The following is a 16,371-nucleotide window of genomic DNA, read 5'->3' as shown; positions in this document are numbered from 1 at the left end:
AATTTTATGCTCTTAGTGCTAATTTTAACTGCGCTTCAACTTCTCGCAAATTCGTGGAAGATGGTCTGGTGTTGCTCGGAACTTTTGGCTCATTTGCTTTGGCTTGAAGTTTCGCTTTTAGCTCCAGCATTTGTGGGCTGTGTTGATACCCATTGGATGGAACCCGAATAGATTGCTCTTGCTGACGGCGTATCCGGTCTTGCGCCAAGGCATCTTCGAGCGAACTGCTAGTGATATTTTTTACTTTGTGAGCCAAAGCAGTGCGCTGTTGAGGTAGGGGCTGTTTCTCTGTTTGCAATGCTTGGTTATAGCGCTGCATCAGGTTCGTCCACCCACCCTTGGTTTTCTCCCAGGTGTTCATGACTGCGATCGCATGATCTATTTCGAGTCGTGCGGAGCGTTTCGACTTAGTGGCTAATTCTTGTGCTAGGAAATCCACGACTACCGGGTTGAAGTTCTGGTACAAGTTATTGAGTTTTCGCTCTCCATTGCGCCAAGGTAAAACCCAGCAATTCCACTTGATTGAGTCTCTAACAAGCAGGGGCACGCAATCATCACTCATAGCAGTCGGGTCTGTTAGCCAGGCATCAATCAGTTCTTTCACGTTCCGGGCTGTCTTGTAGGGACAGGTTAGTTGCCGCTTATTCGATTGTTCGCGTTTCTCGAACGACCCCCCCGCAATAGTTGATCCTCTTGAGGGATTATCGGTTTGTTGCGAAGACTCGGAATTTTTTAACAACGAAGTGGGTTGTTGTGGGGTTGGTTCTTGTGGGGTTGGTTTTTCTAAGCTTGGTTTTTCAAGTTCAATTTCTTTCGTTGTTAAATCAAGTTCTTCTTTTTCACACACACTCTCTTGGGTGGGGGGCGCGGGTGGCGAAGCCAGGGGCGCATTGTGTGTAATCTCTGAAGTAATCTTTGAAGTATTCTTTGTATATATAGATAGATTGTCCGAAGGAGGCATTACAGTATGTCCAAGGAAGGCATTATAGCTTGTACTATCGGGGCATTCTGTACTGGATGATTGGGGCAATATATATTGCTCTATTTGGTCATTACATATTGCACTATTGGTGCTGTCTATATTGCCCGAATTGGGCATTATGTTGGGTTTTTGATCAGCGTTATCCTGAGATTTTTTTGCTCTGCGAGTCCAAGATGAAGTAATTTTCGCAATTGGTAGCTCCAGATTGTTCATAAAAGCTGACCAACGTTGATTTAAAGCATCTTTATCCAACCAAAACTCTAAGCGTCTGGGACATCCGGTATATTTTTCTTGGAGTAATCCTCTGGCTTTAAGAAATTTTCGAGCTGTTTCTTGTTGTTTTCGAGTCAGTCCAGTTTCTTTCTCAATCTCGGCTTGAGTTTTATAAATCCAACCTTCAGGATTTTTTTGTTTACCCAGCCAGTAATACATTTGGCATAAAAACAAATTTGGTAAAACGCCACCAGTGACTTCAACTAGTTTTGGATAATAAGCAACAGAATTACCAAGGTCTATCAAAAAATCTGTTAATTTCATAAAACCCTCAGAATAAACTTACTAAAGTAATCTTTTTGTTGTAAAGCGCCCTTTAAACTTTGAGATTTTCGACCATGAGTAATAAAGCACCCCAAACTGAATACGACTCTCCGTGGAAGCAAATACTACAGTTGTATTTTCAAGACTTTATGTTGTTCTTTTTTCCCCAAGCGCACAGTGAAATTGATTGGAGTAGAGGCTTTGAGTTTCTTGATCAAGAATTCCAACAGGTAGTCCGTGATGCCGAGCTAGGAAAGCGACTGATAGATAAATTGGTGAAAATTTACCGCACTGGGGGTGAAGAATCTTGGCTATTGATTCATGTCGAAGTCCAAAGCCAAGAAGACAGCGATTTTCCCAGACGTATGTTTGTCTACAACTATCGAATCTTCGATCGTTACAATCGTTCTGTTGCATCATGCGCGGTATTGGGAGATGAAAACTTCAACTGGCGACCAAATCAATTTGGTTATGAATTGTTTGGCTGTACGGTTGATTTTCAGTTTCCTGTGATCAAGCTGCTAGACTATCAACAAAGGTTGCCGGAGCTTGAAGAGAGCCATAATCCGTTTGCTACAGTGGTAATGGCTCACTTGGCGGCAATGCAAACCTTGAGTGATAGGTTACAAAGAAAGCAATCAAAACTGGCTTTAGTACGTCGGCTATACGAGCAGGGTTTTGAACGTGAGGCTGTTGTCAACCTCTTGGCTTTTATTGACTGGATGTTGACGCTACCATTAGATTTAGAGCGAGAATTTCAACGGGAAGTAGAACAATTAGAGGCAGAACAACGTATGCAGTACGTGACATCATTTGAGCGAATTGCCCGAATGGAAGAATTGGTAGAAGCAATAAAATTAGGCTTGGAACTCAAGTTTGGCCCTGAAGCATTAAACCTAGTGCCAGAAATTTCATCTTTGGAAGACGTTGAACTATTAAGAGCAGTGAGAAATGGGATAAAAACAGCAACTACAGTCGATGAATTGCGTCAAATATACCAGTCCTCTACAACTGACAATCTGCCAGAAAATTAGCATTGAAGAATTTAATATTTAGTTTTCTAGGTTCAGTACACTTTAAGTGCTTAAATTAGCTCTAATTAAGCACTTAACGAAGTATCTCCATCACGTTCCTCAACAGGCCGATCAAACTTCAGAGCCTCATCACCCCAACAATCCCAGCCAACTCTAGACTCGCGTGCGAACATCTCCAGCTTGGTCATATCAGGACACAGCCTTTCTACAAGTTCAAAAAACTGTTCGGGCTTACGTGAATGCTCACGACGGGGTGAGTGTAAAATGCTTGACTGGTTTGTGAGTGTCCGTCCAGCAAAAGCCTTCACATTCCCACGAACAGCCAAAGCGCAATGTTCAGTCGAATTCCGCAACCAATGACCGACACCTAGATGTGTTTTAGTGTTATCCTTGGTAACTTTTTCCCAAGTCAGGATGGTTTTGAGTTCAAATCCCCATGTTTCTAAGCAGTGTGCGGCTTCAATCATGTGATTGTTGGTGAACCAAAGCCAAAGAACTGACCCTGTGCGATCGCTTAAGTTTGGAACAGGCAATAACAGTATTTCTCCTATGTGCATTGGCTTGTAGTTAATGCGGTTTCGGTGAGTTTTATCCTGATTTCTCAGCCGATAGAACCAGGGAGGGTCAATCACGATGCACTGGTATTGACCTTCTAATGTTGTTAGTCTCATGTTTAACTCCTGTTATTTTCAAACTTGTTCTGGAAATTCAATGTGGCTTAAAATCTGGAGTTCAACAGCTAATCCGCTTAAGAAATTTTGGAGTTCGACTGTTGCCAATTCTTTGGATATCTCTTTTTCTGACGTATAAATAAGTTGCTTGTGATGCCCAAAGTAAACTTCTGTACGAGTTAAGTTTTGCTCTGTGTCAGTTAACAGAGTCAAAGTAAATCTTCCAAGCTTACAAAAGTAATAGGGACGCTTTGAACTCCAAGGCTTTCCAGGTTGCCAAGTGATTTGGAGTTTTTTCCCAAGGTGAACGCTCATAGATTCAAAATCAACGTGGAAAATATTCAGTAAAGGAAGCATTTCGCCACTGTTGTAATGGTCTACAACGTGCTGTCTAATGCCTAATTCTGCTAAACCTTCAGGAATATCAATGTGAGCTTCAGATGAGATTTTTTCAACTACCGTGACTATGGCTTTCATATTTTTTATCTCCAAGGCGTAAAATTATTCCATTGAAACCAGCTTGAGCCAGAATCAGAGTATGCAGTGGTGCGATGGATGGCTAGCGGATTACCCCAGCAACAGCAAGCATTGATGGCAAACGTGGGCTTATCTTGAAGTGTTCCGTCTTTTAATTGAATCTGGCAAACCTCATCTTCTGCCCAAAGTTCTAACCATTCCCCATGCAAGTATTCAGTGTAAAATTGACTCCAACGACTTTGATTCCAACGTGATTCAGCTTCACGGTCGTAACGCCACAGTTTAAACACCATGTTCCAGTGCGTGAGGAAGTCGAGGGCTACTGGCTTGGACTGCATTAATATTTCCTTGTCATCGGCTACAAGCGTTAGCTCCTCGCACAGTCTTGGCATCTCTATAGTGACACCACCATACTTGACGGTGTACCATTCGATTCCGCTAATGCCCTGGCTTATTTGTTCAGCCCAAATTGCCTGTCTTTTATCGGCTGTGTCTTTTGATCTAGCGAGAAACATATCGAAACGCAATACTGTTTCTACTGGTGAGAGTCCGCCTGTTACTATGTGGTTTTGTAATGCTAAGTCACACGCCGATTCCCAACCGATTACGTTGATAGTGTCTATTTGTTGGGCCAGCGCTGCTGCTCTTGGGTCATGAAATTTATTCATCATTTTTCACCTCTGCGATACCTGCTTCTAATGCTTCTTCTGGGGTGCTATAACTGCCGCTTAGATACGGGTCTTCCGAAAACTCATTAAACATACAAACTCCACCACCGTAGGTTAGAGAAAAAGAATAATGTTCTGGGTCAGTAGGACAGTACCAAACTGTCACATTATGTTTACCCTTCATTGCTCCTCGGCTCATGTAAACGTTGGTTTCAAGAATCGGTCTTTTCGATTGTTTATCTTCCCAAGAGTGATGACAGCAATCGCAATAAACTACTAAATCATCAAGAGCTTTTCTATAAATTTCTTTACTTTTGCACTTGGGGCAGTTATTCATAGTTACGTAACCTCAAAGTCTTTTATAAATTGAGGTGCAATTGCTTTTTGCAGGTTAATCATAACGACCAATCTTTCTATGTCAGCTACATTCACGCCATCCCCAAAAACTGTTTGTCTGCCTGAGTAAGTTCCATGTAGCATGAAGTATGAAAGGTATCGTCTGCCTCGTTGATTTCCCAAGTTGTCAACAGCATCCCTAATTAAATCGACTGCACACAGATCCAAGATTGTTTTGTACTGCCAATTTACTAAAGACTCAATACCTAACCATTCGGCAACAGTAGCCGAGAGGAAATAGCCATAACCTTGATAAAATCTGTAGGCAAGGCTAATCTCTTTACCAATTTCATCAATCTGTTCTTCCACTGTTTCACCTCAGTTGCGTTCATTAAACAATTGTGTAATGGTTGGCAACCACCGCAGTTGAAAAACAGTCTGATTTGATCCTTTGGCCATTGCTGAAACCATTCGCCCCCATTGCTTACCTGAGTCGGTTGGACGATATGGGATTTTCTTGTCCAGTGTTCTGTATTGCAAGCCAGCATGAACCAACCAGTTATTCACTGCTACCGCACTCATTCCAACTTTCTCGCCAATATCTGTAGGTTTGAGGTATGCGTCATCACTGAGGTTGGTAATTGCGATCGCTGACTTGAGTTCATCGGCTGCTGGTTTAAGTGCGGGATTAACTTTGGTGGCAGCGTTAACTGCAAGTTGAGCGGTGAGGGATTTTTCTAACCCAGCGAATTCACCCACCAGCAGGGCTAACTGTGCAGCTTCATGAGCTACGGTTGATTTTTCTTGGTAGTAAGAACGGGTTTCTGCTTCGTGGGTTTTGACAGCAAAATAACTTTGGGCTGCTGCTATCTCTGGTTTTCTAGGATCGCCGTTCATCGCTACCAAATAACAAGCATAACGGGAAAGGCGATAGTCACTGGGTACATCCCTAGTATAAAGCCCAGCGTCGGTAAAGTGATTTTGTACTGATACTCCGGTGTTTTGACAACCAATTTTGGCGCGGTCAATGGCATCTACAAAACGTTCCCACTTTTTGTAGCCGAGTAATGCCATTAACTCTCTAGCTAGCCAGTGTTCATTGCCATTATCGTCTAGGTGACGAATTGTGTTGAACGGGCTACTGTTATGATTGGTTTGGTGACTTATCAAGTTAGATATCATAATTGTCTGCTTTAAAATTACTTAGGCATTTACGCGCACCAAACTTTTTTCACCGACCAACGAAAAGCGATTAAGTATGGTTGGTGTTTCAGTCAATGTTGGCGATAGCAATTCGACAAGGTAAAACCAAAACTTATCTATAAGTACAACCCCCAGAATCAGCCGTTGTTTTGTGTCATCACCATAAGAACACAAGATTACTTTCTGCCCCAAAATGAAAGCAGGTTTTTGCACAGTGAGGGTTTCTAACTGCCCAGTCCCAATGATTTGATGTTCTGTAGCGTGGACAATTTCATCACCACAGATGACTGTATAAAGCCAACACTCATATTTCCATTGCACACCAGAACAATAGCCGAATGTTCTTGTGGTTTTCAGGTAAACTCTTTCTAATAAATTGACATCAACCGTTGGAATTGTTTTGCCCCAAGGTGGGGAAATATACCAACTATTTTTCAGGGTATTAACGTAGTCAATCATGCTTTCTCCTCGTTGATTTTAATTTCAATAAGGTCAACAACCTAAAAATCCTCGGCAATCTCCAACAAAAAGCCGCGTCCTGTATTCTGTACTTGCACTAGTTCTCTATCCAGCAGAGTTTGAATTACTGAATCGGAGAATTGACACTGGAGACGGTGCAATGGAACACAACCGCCACAAAGCCGAATCGAACGCAGCAAATGATTGGCTCTACGGTCAAAGTTACCTGTAGACTTAGCCATTGTTTGCACCCTTAGTTAATACGGTTAACTGTCGATTGAGAATGCTTATCTGTTGTTGATAAAAGTCAATCTCTGCGGTAATTTGCTGAAATAATTCTTCTGGTGTGAGCGGTTTAATTTGATCCTCTTTCAAGTACGATATTTCATCAGAATTCTTGTTAGGCATCAGAGCATAACGCCAACCATCATCAAATTGTTCAGCCAACTCTGTACCAGATGGGTAGTAGTAAAGTCCAAGAATCGTGCCTTGTTCTGTACGCTGTTCCAAAGTAAAGCGAGGGTATGCCCAGTGTTGGGGAATGGATATTATTGGTTGCATTGATTTAATTGGGGATTGGTGAATAAATAATTAGGGTAAGGGGGAAAGGGCAAAGGGGAAGGGAATGAAGAAATTTACCTTTTCCCCCTTACCCTTTAACCTTTTCCCAGGCGAAGCCCAAAACTTACGCTGTGACTAACTCCGTTCTCTCCAGCAGCCGTTGCAATCTATCGCCAGTTAGCTGTTCTAACGGTTGGTCTAAAATATATTCATCAAAAATGGATTTACTATCAGTAGACACGTCCACCATCGACAATGACCGCACAGCATCAAGCACGGAGTTAGAATACTGCTGCTGACGTGAATAACGCCTCTTCACCCACCAGTTCCCGTCAGTGCATCCGACTTGCCCCAGTTTCACGCCGTTGTTGTTGTAAATGCCATCATTGAGAATTTCAAACCCATAATTCTGGCACTCGTTGAAGATATGCGCCATGATTTGGTTTTCAGTCGTGGGGGGTGTTGCTTCTTTCTCCTGCACTGGCAGCGTACCATCTTTGTGGTGAGTGCAGATGAAGCGATCGCAACGCATTAGAGTGTTGGCACGAAATACTTCTTCGTCGTTGACCATGACTACCCAGCGTTGCGTTAAATGGTTGTCGTCATGGCTGATGCTGGCTACCAGTTTGTCATCAGCGTAATATTCGTGATGGTCAAACGAGATTTCGACTATTGTGAGGGGTTCGGGGGCTACGGCTTGGGCTTGGTCGGCGATGTAGTTGTCGAGTTCGGCTTGGGCGAGGGCTTGTTCGTCGGGAGCAGCGAGGGTGACTTTCTGAATCTTGCTTGCCTGATAGTTAACAATGGCGGAAATCCACGCATCCTTACAGCGTTTGTCGCTTACTTCGACTGTGCAGGCAATTTCGCTGTAGATTTGCTTCAGACGGGCAATCGATTTCAGTTGCAGCTGTTGTTGGCTGTAGATGATATAAGTCATAATTAAAATTCCCTGTACGAATGTATGGGTTTTTCAAAAGGCGATCGCTTCCAAAGTTTCCGAGGCTAAGGGCGGTTGCCTTTTGTGATAGTTATATTATGCTATTCTGCTAACTGATTGTCAATATACTGATTAGCAGTTATTCTGTTAATTGATAGCCTGTATGTTGATTGGCTGTTATTCTGTAATCAGATAAGCGTTAATGGAGGTTAATCATTAAAAACGTGTTAGCAGTTTGGATGGAAGCATATATTGATATTTCGCAATGGTGGCCCAAAACAGAAGATGGTAGCCTCTTGTCTGTCTACGCAGTTCATAGGCAGTTTGAGGGTAGCCCGAATGAAGTCACTAGACATACCTTGACTGTCGCCCGTGATGGCAGGCTAAAAAAAGCGGATATCGATAATTTGGTAAAACTAGCAAGGATTTGCTCTGTGCTGTCTGGAGAGTTAGTAACTGTCAATGACATTGTGAAAATTCAAGAGGACTCGTGAAGATGATAATGCTCCACCAAGTTCAATCCCAGAGCATTATTACCATAACTCACCACATACTTAATCTATTTGCCATTGATTTTGAGCAAATACTATTGAATTAAAGGGGTGGAATGATGGCTAAACCATCTTCTAGGCGTAAAAAAGCCACCTCTGCCGCAGAGATAAATTCAAAATCACTCAGTAACTCTGCAAATGAAGATATCTCTGTTGAGGAAAATCCATCTACAGCAACAATTACGCTTAGTGCTGTTGAAGTAGAGGAATTGACCGACGAGGAACAAAGCGATCGCCTGCACTTAGAGCGCCGTGTAGAAAGAGCAGTTTTTGAAGCTGGCAAAGCGCTGATGGAATTGCGCGATCGTCGGCTGTACCGTTCCACCCACAGCACTTTTGAGGAGTATTGCAAAGACAGGTTTGGATTTCAACGTCGTCATCCTTACAGATTAATCGAAGCTTCGGCTGTGTTTGATAATCTGATGAAGATGTGTCCCAATGGGACACAAACTGAAACTGAATCAAGCGATGCGGAAATTTATTCCAGTGGGACACAAACTGAAAATGAGGAAATGTGTCCCATTGGGACACAAATTTTGCCTACGAGTGAACGTCAGGTTAGACCGATAACAAAGCTGGAACCTCAACAGCAATGGGAAGTATGGCAGACGGCAGTGGAAGAAGCTGGAGGTAAAGTACCATCTGCTAGAGTTGTAGGCGATGTAGTACAACGGATCATGGAGCGCACGAAAGTACCCAACACTTATCAAATTGGCGAAGTATGCCAAATTCTTGTTAAGGAGAATCCAGAACTCAGGGGTAAGGGTGGGTGCTGGGGTATCGTTAACCATGTGGGCGAATTCAGTTGCACGGTCAAAACCTGGGATGGCGAGTACACGATTGGGTTGCAGCACCTGAAGTCCTTCAACTACTTGCCCCAGGAGTGTGGGCAGATGCAGCAGATTAGTGATCGCATCAGTATATTACGGGAAAACGAGAACTTGGAAGAGGCAGCCCGTGCTGTGCTGAAGCACTTGGGGGAGTTGAAGCGACCATATTTGACTGCGGTAGAAGAAAAGCTGTTGGGTGTGATAGAGCAAGAATACGGAATCACGGATTGACGCAGCTTGTAAAAAACTCAATAATAGATGGATACTCTTCTTATGATTCGGTAATCAGCACCTTATTACCCTGCAAGGGCAGTCAAACACTTATAGAAAAATTTAATAGGATAGGATCTAATATTTCGTTTCCACAAACTATTATCCTGCAAGGGAGTTGAAACAACTTGCAGGCTCTAGGAAACTTAAGTACTTGAATGGGTTTAACCAATTAACCTCAAGTATTTTTGTAAACCCCCTATATATAGTAAGTCATCTATTTTTAGAAAAGTTGCTTCTCCCTTTAACTCAATATCTTTAGTTGGGCGAAATCCAGCATAAATTAAAGTGTATTTATTTTTGCTTTCATCAATTTTATTTGGAATATAAATACATACCAACGCAGCATTTACATCAATTTCTTTTTGGGTTATTTTCCAATCTACTTTATCAATATCCTTATGACAACGTGCTTTGACCTGTATACATATATTACAATTAGAAGTTAAAGCGAAGTCGAAACCTCCGTCTCCGTACTCTCTATTACTAAAATCTATAGAAGTTATTAAATTACCTAAATATTTTTTCAAAGCTAATTCCCCTAATTTACCCTTCATATTATTTTCATATATTTCTTTTGCTGAAAGACTGTGATTAATTAGTTTATAGTCATCGACCTTTTGCCAAGAGTATTTACTGATAAGTTCTAATTCAGACTTATTTTTTATTTCTATTATTTCTTTATGATAACCTTCAGCTTCACAAATTATCAATTGACCAATCTTCAACCTTTGTTGAAAATTGGATTGAGATATTTTTAAAATGTTAAGGTCAAGAAGGCTATCTTCTATTATTAAAGTTTTTGATAGTTTAATAGTTTTAAGGTTGCTAATATAGGTCAAAAAAGATGAATTACCAGATCCATAAAGATATAATTCATTCTGTGCGCGTGTCATTGCTACATATAGTTGCCTTCGAGCTATGGCAGATATATCATAACTATCAGAAAGGCACCCATTAAATTGTTGCAACCATACAATTATTACAACTTTAAACTCTAACCCTAACGACGAAAGTGTAGTAAGAATTCTCACTCCAGACGTATTAATACCATATCTTCTTTTTGTATGATTGCTCTCTGTAATCCAGAAATTATTTATTCTTGACTCATTTAATTTTTTTCTAAGTATAGAAAAACTCTCTTTTTCATCTTTTGTAATAGCTTTATATAAAATTGCTATATCTTCTAATTGATAACCTGATTTTTGCAATTCTTTTATTTTATTAATAACTAACTCTACTTCTTGAATTGGCGAGTCAGCTATCTCAAGCATTGGAGATAAACCTTGACGCAAATATGCCTTTGGTTGAATACATGGAAAAGTATCATTATCAGTAGCTTTTTCTATAGTTAAAGGCTGAATAATACTCCAAGCGGCTGAAAGTATTTCTTGAGTATTGCGGTAGTTTTGGTCTAAATTAAAGTCTTTACCATAAGTTCTACCTTGAGCTTTTATACCTACTGATGACCAAGTAAACTTGGGTCTGTTATATATTTTTTGATTAGCATCAGATACAATTAAGAGGTGATCTGTATCAGGTTTTTTCAATGCAGATACACATGATTTAAACCAGTTAGGGTAGAAGGTATGACCTTCATCTATTAAAATAGCATCCCATTTAGCCTCTAGAGGAAACTTTTGCAGTTTGAATAATAACTGCTCTCCTAAAAAATCTTCACATCTCTCATCAATTTCTAAACTAGTCGGCACTCGGCCTAATTCCAAAGTTAATTTATGACCAAGCCTATTACGGATTGTTGAATATCTCGACTGTAAAACTTCTGCTGCCCATTCATGAAAGTGGCTAACTTGAATTCTAGTGCTTTCTGCAAATGATTTATCTTCTTTTAAAATAGATTTAATATAAGAAGATAAGCAGATATTATAACATAAAATCAAAATTTTGTAGTCTGGATGTTGTTGAACTAGGATTCTGGCGTGCGTCAGTAAGATAAGTGTTTTACCGGAACCTGCGACACCTGAAAGCAAACGATGACCGCTACCTATTCTTGTTGCTAAATCCTCTTGTTGTTTATCTAAACGTTTAATCAAAGCTTCCGGGTTAAAATCACTAATTTTGCTCATATAGTTTTTAAGTTGGATCAATTCAGGATATGGGGTGTAACCGTTAGTTTTTAGTATTCCCAAAAAAGAAAATGCCTTATTCATGAACAAAGGTAATTTTCTAAATATAAGGACAAAATCAGTTATTACCGTCAAACCATTGGAACAAAAGCAAGTTCAAGGAGCCTGCCAAACAAAGGTGGTCAATACTTGCTGGATAAGGTTTCAAGATATCTGCAAAGCTCAGTCAAACTCTAGCTGAGACGATACTAGGGTCAAACAACAAAACCACAGCTCTACAGACAGCGATCGCAAGCTTAACTAATGCCCACACTGGAAGGTAACAAGCCATTATTGAACTAAAGCATGGTTTTACAAGCAGCGATCGCAAGCGTAGCTAATGCTCACAGTGGATTACATCAGGCTATTTCTTAACTGAAGCGTGGTTGTACAGATAGTGATCGCTGAAGAGTACTTGTGTATAGAAGGCTTTGACTTGAAAAAGGGAACCCTAATAGATAGAAAACTACTTGGATTTCTATTTCAGTAATTATGACAGATTTTTTTAAATTTGCTCAACAAGCAATTCAATCTGCTACGGAAACAGTTGCTAAGACAGGTGAAAATATCGGTAATGCTGCATCTCAGGCAGGGCAAGCTGTAACTGAAACTGCTGTGGGTTTCGGTAGCGCCGTTGGTGATGCAGCATCTCAAGCAGGGCAAGCTGTAGCTGAAACTGCTGTGGGTTTCGGTAGTGCCGTTAGTGGTGTTGCATCTCAGACAGGACAAGCTGTAACCGAAAGTGCTGTAGGTTTTGGTAGTGCAGCATCTCAAGCAGGGCAAGCTGTGGCTGAAACTGCTGTGGGTTTTGGTAGTGCCGTTGGTGGTGTTGCATCTCAAGCAACTGAAGGAGTAGGCCATGCTATTAGCATGTTTGGTAATAATCCTCAATTTCAACAGATAACAAAAGCTTTACAGGTCGATTGGTTAATTTCTCTTATAGATCAAGTAGATGTTGTTAAAGCTGAAACTGAAGTTAGAAAACTACAACAGCAGTACCCTAAAGAACAAGCAAGCGAAATTGCTCATCGTTTAATGTTAGATAAAGCACTTGTTGCAGGAGGAATGGGTTTTGCCAGTAGTTCAGTTCCTGGTGCAGCTATTGCCCTGTTTGCAGTTGATTTACTAGCCACTTGTGCGTTACAAGCGGAAATGGTCTATCAAATTGCCTGTGCTTATGGGCTTGATTTACAAGATCCAGCAAGAAAAGGAGAGATATTAACAATCTTTGGCTTGTCCCTTGGCTGTGGTCAAGCACTAAAAGCTGGAGCGGGTTTAGCAATGAAAGCAGGTCTTGTATTCCTAGAGAGCATACCGTTTGCTGGATCTGTAATTGGAGCTAGTGCTAATGCAGCAATGATTTATGCGCTGGGATATGGTGCTTGTCGGTTCTACGAAGCTAAGATTAATCCTTTAACTTCACAAGCAACACTAGCTGCTTCTCAAGCACAGAGCAATAAATATTTAACAGATGCCATCGCACAAGAAGCGATTATGGATCAAATTTTAGTTCATGTTGTTTTAGCTGGTAATCCAGAGAAAACACGACAACAGATTTTACTGGAGCTACAAGCTCTAAACCTTAGCCCAGCATCATTAGAAGCTATTTCTTTAAACATTGAATCACCAGTGCCTTTAGAGAACTTGCTGAATCAAATCAATAGGGATTTTGCTGTCCCTCTATTAGCTCAATGCCATAAAATAGCTCAAATGGATGGAGTAATCACTCCAGAAGAAACTCAAGTAATAGATATTATTACCAAAAAACTTAGTTAAGTCAGTCAGAATCCGCACATTTACCAGTTAAGGCGAAGTGTGTTTAGTATAGAACTGATTTTGACATAAAACGTTAGAACAACAGCAGGAGGTGTAGCAGGCTGCTGTGGAAGAAGCTGGCGGGAAAGTGCCAACTGGTAGAATCGTGAAAGATGTTGTGCAGCGCATCATGGAAAGGATAAAAGTACCCAATACCTACCAACTGGGCGAAGTATGCCAAATCATTACCAAAGACAATCCCGAACTGAGAGGCAAAGGTGGCTGTTGGGGTATCGTTAACCATGTGGGCGAATTCAGTTGCACTGTAAAACTCTGGGATAGCGAGTACACGGTTGGTTTGCAGTACCTTAAATCTTACAATTACCTGCCTGCCGAGTGTGAGCAGATGCGGGTGATTTGCGATCGCATCAGTCGGGTATATTCGAGTGGGCTGGAGGAATCGGTGCAGAGGTTTTTGGAGTCGTTGGGGAAGCTGAATCGTGCTTATTTGACAGATTTGGAAGAGAAAGTCTTGAGTGTTTTGGAGTTTGAAATAGGAGTCTCATGAACAATTTATTTATTTTAAGTGTGATTACTGAACTTAAACAGATTACGAATCTTTAAGAGAAATGATGTTGGATTTTGCAATTTTTTAATGTCTTTGTTTGAATGTATTATCTGTTGATTTAATGATTCTACAGAATGTGCCGTGGAAATGTTAATTTGATTTGATATAATTTTTTGATTTTCCTCAATGCAGGGAATTATATTTTGACTTGAAATATCTGTGGAATCTGGAATAAGAAACTTGATTTGATTTAACAGTATTTCTCGGTTTTCCTGAATATCTAAAGCATCACATATTCGCTCAATATTCCAGTGCCTGATTCCTTTTTTGTAGCCTTGACGATGCTGTTGGACAGTCGGTACGGTGTCAATTAATTGAACTATAGAATTGGACTCTGCCCATTTCACTGCTGCTCCCATAGAACTACCTGCACCCATAGAAAGCCAGAATCCATCTTCAATCCATACAATGCGATGCTGCCAGTCTCGACTATGCCAACGTACTGCTAAATATTTATCGCTTGCATCTGGGAATAATTTTATTGCTTGTTTTTTCTCAGTTTCTTTAAGCGAATAAGCAACAGGCCAAAAGCGGGTTTTTGACCAATTGTTCCAAACGTGTGACTGCAATTCCCACGAAGAAATCCACATTGGATGAATCCAAGGACAGTTATCTATCACCTGCAAGAATTCTTTGGTTCCAGGGACAGGGTATCCTGTCTCATGTTTTGAAATCTGTTCTGGTGTTTTACCGTCTTCTTCAACATCAATTACACCATTAATATCTAGAAAAAGCAGTATAGCTTCAGTCATAAATTGAGTTCTTTATAGTTTTGGCAGTATTGCCAGAGGTACAAAATTATCGTACCCAAGTGACATTAGTAACGAACATAGAGCGGTTACTTTTGAGTGGATCATACGATGCCTATGGTGGGCAGCGCCTACGCAGGTTAAAAACAATATACTAACTTTGACTGTGTAATTACATAGTTGAACAATCAAGCAAGTATAAGATTCGAGTATATTTTCGCCTATCAATTCAGGATTAGCCCCAATAGGATGTAGCGGAATACATATCACTCGCCAGATTAATTTGAGCTAGATGACCATTAAGAAACCTTTGGTAATCAACCAACCGGAAGTTGGAAAGCTCATCCGCGAACTCCGTGGCATAACTGGTCTTACGCAAGAACAGTTTGCAGCATCTTTAGGTATAACTTATTCGACGGTCAATCGTTGGGAGAAAGGACGTGCCAAGCCTTCATCTTTAGCTATGCAAAAGATTGAGGGGATGTTAGGGGAGATAGGCGGACAAGGGCGGGATTTGCTAGCGAAGTATTTGCCAAATTAGTTCGGGGATTATTTACATGGTGCAAGCCAAACGCAGAGCAAATACTGCCAACACTATAGGGTTACTGATTCCGACGCTGCTGCAAGGTGAGGTTGAAGGATGGCGAAATACGGGCTGGGCTGGTGTTACACAGACTACATCAGAACTTTTGAGCTATTGGTTTGAAGAGGACAGAGACGGCCCGCAGTTCCATCAATGCCAGCAGCAGGCGATTGAAACTATCATCTACTGCCATGAAATTTTAGGGATTGAAAACCCGTATCAGCTGTATGAGAATTTTGCTTCCGAAAATCCCACAGTTCAAGCAGTTACTCGCTCAAAGGTTTTGCAGGATGAACTAAACCCGATTAGCTTCCCCAAATACTGCTTAAAAATGGCAACGGGTAGTGGTAAAACTTGGGTGTTAAATGCGCTCATAGTCTGGCACTACTTCAATGCTCTAAACGATGAACGTCCTGGTTTATTTACCAGCCGTTTTTTGATTGTCACCCCTGGACGGGAAGTACAGAAACGAATTTTAGTGTCTCTTGAATTTGACCTAAGTCAGCCCTTATTCGTTCCTCCTGGTACGCGATGGCGCGATCGCTTTTACTATGAGCTATATACCCCCGATGACTTTCGAGAAAATCTTACTCTCACCGATGGCCCGTTTTTAATGGTGACGAACTGGCAGCAGTTCCGGTTTGCCAAGGATAAACCGTCACTGTGGGAAGAATTTATGGGGGAACGTGAGGAAATTCCCAAAGCAGAAATTATTGCAGACTTACTGACTGAATATCCTGATATCTGCGTTCTTAATGATGAGGCTCACCACGTCCACGCTACCAAAAAACCTAATTCTGACACAGGAAAAGATGAGGAGCTAATCTGGCGACGGTTTATGACTTTCTTAAAGCAATGCCAACAAGAACGTCATGAATCAGCACCATACCGAGTTTTTCAGCAGATTGATTTTTCAGCAACTCCCTTTTATGGCAGTGGAGACAATAAAGACTACTTCCCTCATATTGTCTATGACTACGATTTACCCCAAGCTTCAACAGATATGCTGGTTAA

General features: G+C 41.1%; 20 protein-coding genes. 7 read left to right on the top strand and 13 right to left on the bottom strand.

Annotated features, from left to right (window positions below; all coding sequences use genetic code 11):
- Positions 1-4 precede the first annotated feature (4 nt).
- Complete coding sequence (locus VB732_RS22220) at positions 5-1,519, bottom strand: hypothetical protein (protein WP_323233068.1); 1,515 nt, start codon at positions 1,517-1,519, stop codon at positions 5-7.
- A gap of 74 nt (positions 1,520-1,593) precedes the next feature.
- On the opposite strand from VB732_RS22220, the gene VB732_RS22215 reads away from it, so the two are divergent.
- Entirely contained in the window at positions 1,594-2,553 is a 960-nt protein-coding gene (locus tag VB732_RS22215; protein ID WP_323233067.1) for a cytosolic protein, read from the top strand.
- Between the two features lie 65 nt (positions 2,554-2,618).
- Here VB732_RS22215 and VB732_RS22210 read toward each other — a convergent pair whose 3' ends face one another.
- The 10 genes from VB732_RS22210 to VB732_RS22165 all read right to left on the bottom strand — a co-directional run bounded on the left by VB732_RS22210 (position 2,619) and on the right by VB732_RS22165 (position 7,865).
- Positions 2,619-3,224: an MT-A70 family methyltransferase gene (locus VB732_RS22210; protein WP_323233066.1), complete on the bottom strand. Its 606-nt coding sequence runs from the start codon at positions 3,222-3,224 to the stop codon at positions 2,619-2,621.
- An 18-nt stretch (positions 3,225-3,242) separates the two neighbouring features.
- Positions 3,243-3,701: a hypothetical protein gene (locus tag VB732_RS22205; protein WP_323233065.1), complete on the bottom strand. Its 459-nt coding sequence runs from the start codon at positions 3,699-3,701 to the stop codon at positions 3,243-3,245.
- A 5-nt stretch (positions 3,702-3,706) separates the two neighbouring features.
- Entirely contained in the window at positions 3,707-4,372 is a 666-nt protein-coding gene (locus VB732_RS22200; protein WP_323233064.1) for a hypothetical protein, read from the bottom strand.
- On the bottom strand, positions 4,362-4,706 hold the full coding sequence (locus VB732_RS22195; protein WP_323233063.1) for a hypothetical protein: 345 nt from the start codon (positions 4,704-4,706) through the stop codon (positions 4,362-4,364). Before VB732_RS22195 ends, VB732_RS22200 begins: the two co-directional genes overlap by 11 nt.
- 2 nt (positions 4,707-4,708) lie before the next feature.
- A complete protein-coding gene (locus VB732_RS22190) occupies positions 4,709-5,074 on the bottom strand; it encodes a hypothetical protein (protein WP_196522734.1) in 366 nt (121 codons plus the stop codon).
- 9 nt (positions 5,075-5,083) lie between these two features.
- Complete coding sequence (locus tag VB732_RS22185; protein WP_323233062.1) at positions 5,084-5,887, bottom strand: BRO family protein; 804 nt, start codon at positions 5,885-5,887, stop codon at positions 5,084-5,086.
- A gap of 21 nt (positions 5,888-5,908) precedes the next feature.
- Positions 5,909-6,367: a DUF1392 domain-containing protein gene (locus VB732_RS22180; RefSeq protein WP_323233061.1), complete on the bottom strand. Its 459-nt coding sequence runs from the start codon at positions 6,365-6,367 to the stop codon at positions 5,909-5,911.
- A 41-nt stretch (positions 6,368-6,408) separates the two neighbouring features.
- Positions 6,409-6,609, bottom strand: a complete 201-nt coding sequence (locus tag VB732_RS22175; protein ID WP_323233060.1) for a hypothetical protein — start codon at positions 6,607-6,609, stop codon at positions 6,409-6,411.
- Entirely contained in the window at positions 6,602-6,928 is a 327-nt protein-coding gene (locus VB732_RS22170) for a hypothetical protein (protein WP_323233059.1), read from the bottom strand. Before VB732_RS22170 ends, VB732_RS22175 begins: the two co-directional genes overlap by 8 nt.
- A gap of 124 nt (positions 6,929-7,052) precedes the next feature.
- Entirely contained in the window at positions 7,053-7,865 is an 813-nt protein-coding gene (locus VB732_RS22165; RefSeq protein ID WP_323233058.1) for a hypothetical protein, read from the bottom strand.
- A gap of 224 nt (positions 7,866-8,089) precedes the next feature.
- Between VB732_RS22165 and VB732_RS22160 the strand changes: the two genes are divergently transcribed.
- Positions 8,090-8,359: a hypothetical protein gene (locus tag VB732_RS22160; RefSeq protein WP_069070655.1), complete on the top strand. Its 270-nt coding sequence runs from the start codon at positions 8,090-8,092 to the stop codon at positions 8,357-8,359.
- 116 nt (positions 8,360-8,475) lie between these two features.
- Positions 8,476-9,477 carry a hypothetical protein gene (locus tag VB732_RS22155; protein ID WP_416235769.1) on the top strand — a complete coding sequence of 334 codons (1,002 nt, stop codon included), beginning with the start codon at positions 8,476-8,478 and terminating at the stop codon, positions 9,475-9,477.
- Between the two features lie 203 nt (positions 9,478-9,680).
- Here the strand turns inward: VB732_RS22155 and VB732_RS22150 are convergent, their stop codons facing one another.
- On the bottom strand, positions 9,681-11,687 hold the full coding sequence (locus VB732_RS22150) for a DEAD/DEAH box helicase (RefSeq protein WP_323233056.1): 2,007 nt from the start codon (positions 11,685-11,687) through the stop codon (positions 9,681-9,683).
- A 447-nt stretch (positions 11,688-12,134) separates the two neighbouring features.
- Here VB732_RS22150 and VB732_RS22145 point away from each other — a divergent pair, with 447 nt between their 5' ends.
- Positions 12,135-13,418 carry a hypothetical protein gene (locus VB732_RS22145; protein WP_323233055.1) on the top strand — a complete coding sequence of 428 codons (1,284 nt, stop codon included), beginning with the start codon at positions 12,135-12,137 and terminating at the stop codon, positions 13,416-13,418.
- A 106-nt stretch (positions 13,419-13,524) separates the two neighbouring features.
- Complete coding sequence (locus tag VB732_RS22140; protein ID WP_323233054.1) at positions 13,525-13,965, top strand: hypothetical protein; 441 nt, start codon at positions 13,525-13,527, stop codon at positions 13,963-13,965.
- Positions 13,966-13,979: 14 nt separating this feature from the next.
- Here VB732_RS22140 and VB732_RS22135 read toward each other — a convergent pair whose 3' ends face one another.
- Positions 13,980-14,777 (bottom strand): hypothetical protein, encoded by a 798-nt coding sequence (locus VB732_RS22135; protein ID WP_323233053.1) that lies wholly within the window; start codon positions 14,775-14,777, stop codon positions 13,980-13,982.
- A 289-nt stretch (positions 14,778-15,066) separates the two neighbouring features.
- Between VB732_RS22135 and VB732_RS22130 the strand changes: the two genes are divergently transcribed.
- A complete protein-coding gene (locus tag VB732_RS22130; protein WP_323233052.1) occupies positions 15,067-15,315 on the top strand; it encodes a helix-turn-helix transcriptional regulator in 249 nt (82 codons plus the stop codon).
- 16 nt (positions 15,316-15,331) lie between these two features.
- The coding region (locus VB732_RS22125) for a DEAD/DEAH box helicase family protein (RefSeq protein WP_323233051.1) at positions 15,332-16,371 on the top strand (1,040 nt) is incomplete at its 3' end.

The organism is Nostoc sp. UHCC 0252, from assembly GCF_034931145.1.
GTDB lineage: Bacteria > Cyanobacteriota > Cyanobacteriia > Cyanobacteriales > Nostocaceae > Nostoc.
Note: the sequence above shows the minus strand (reverse complement) of the source record. Positions and strands in the feature narration are given on the sequence as shown.

Coding starts and splice junctions, on each gene's coding strand:
- VB732_RS22220 (WP_323233068.1), bottom strand. CDS start 1,519: ATGAAATTAACAGATTTTTTGATAGACCTTGGTAATTCTGTTGCTTAT.
- VB732_RS22215 (WP_323233067.1), top strand. CDS start 1,594: ATGAGTAATAAAGCACCCCAAACTGAATACGACTCTCCGTGGAAGCAA.
- VB732_RS22210 (WP_323233066.1), bottom strand. CDS start 3,224: ATGAGACTAACAACATTAGAAGGTCAATACCAGTGCATCGTGATTGAC.
- VB732_RS22205 (WP_323233065.1), bottom strand. CDS start 3,701: ATGAAAGCCATAGTCACGGTAGTTGAAAAAATCTCATCTGAAGCTCAC.
- VB732_RS22200 (WP_323233064.1), bottom strand. CDS start 4,372: ATGATGAATAAATTTCATGACCCAAGAGCAGCAGCGCTGGCCCAACAA.
- VB732_RS22195 (WP_323233063.1), bottom strand. CDS start 4,706: ATGAATAACTGCCCCAAGTGCAAAAGTAAAGAAATTTATAGAAAAGCT.
- VB732_RS22185 (WP_323233062.1), bottom strand. CDS start 5,887: ATGATATCTAACTTGATAAGTCACCAAACCAATCATAACAGTAGCCCG.
- VB732_RS22180 (WP_323233061.1), bottom strand. CDS start 6,367: ATGATTGACTACGTTAATACCCTGAAAAATAGTTGGTATATTTCCCCA.
- VB732_RS22175 (WP_323233060.1), bottom strand. CDS start 6,609: ATGGCTAAGTCTACAGGTAACTTTGACCGTAGAGCCAATCATTTGCTG.
- VB732_RS22170 (WP_323233059.1), bottom strand. CDS start 6,928: ATGCAACCAATAATATCCATTCCCCAACACTGGGCATACCCTCGCTTT.
- VB732_RS22165 (WP_323233058.1), bottom strand. CDS start 7,865: ATGACTTATATCATCTACAGCCAACAACAGCTGCAACTGAAATCGATT.
- VB732_RS22155 (WP_416235769.1), top strand. CDS start 8,476: ATGGCTAAACCATCTTCTAGGCGTAAAAAAGCCACCTCTGCCGCAGAG.
- VB732_RS22150 (WP_323233056.1), bottom strand. CDS start 11,687: ATGAATAAGGCATTTTCTTTTTTGGGAATACTAAAAACTAACGGTTAC.
- VB732_RS22145 (WP_323233055.1), top strand. CDS start 12,135: ATGACAGATTTTTTTAAATTTGCTCAACAAGCAATTCAATCTGCTACG.
- VB732_RS22135 (WP_323233053.1), bottom strand. CDS start 14,777: ATGACTGAAGCTATACTGCTTTTTCTAGATATTAATGGTGTAATTGAT.
- VB732_RS22130 (WP_323233052.1), top strand. CDS start 15,067: ATGACCATTAAGAAACCTTTGGTAATCAACCAACCGGAAGTTGGAAAG.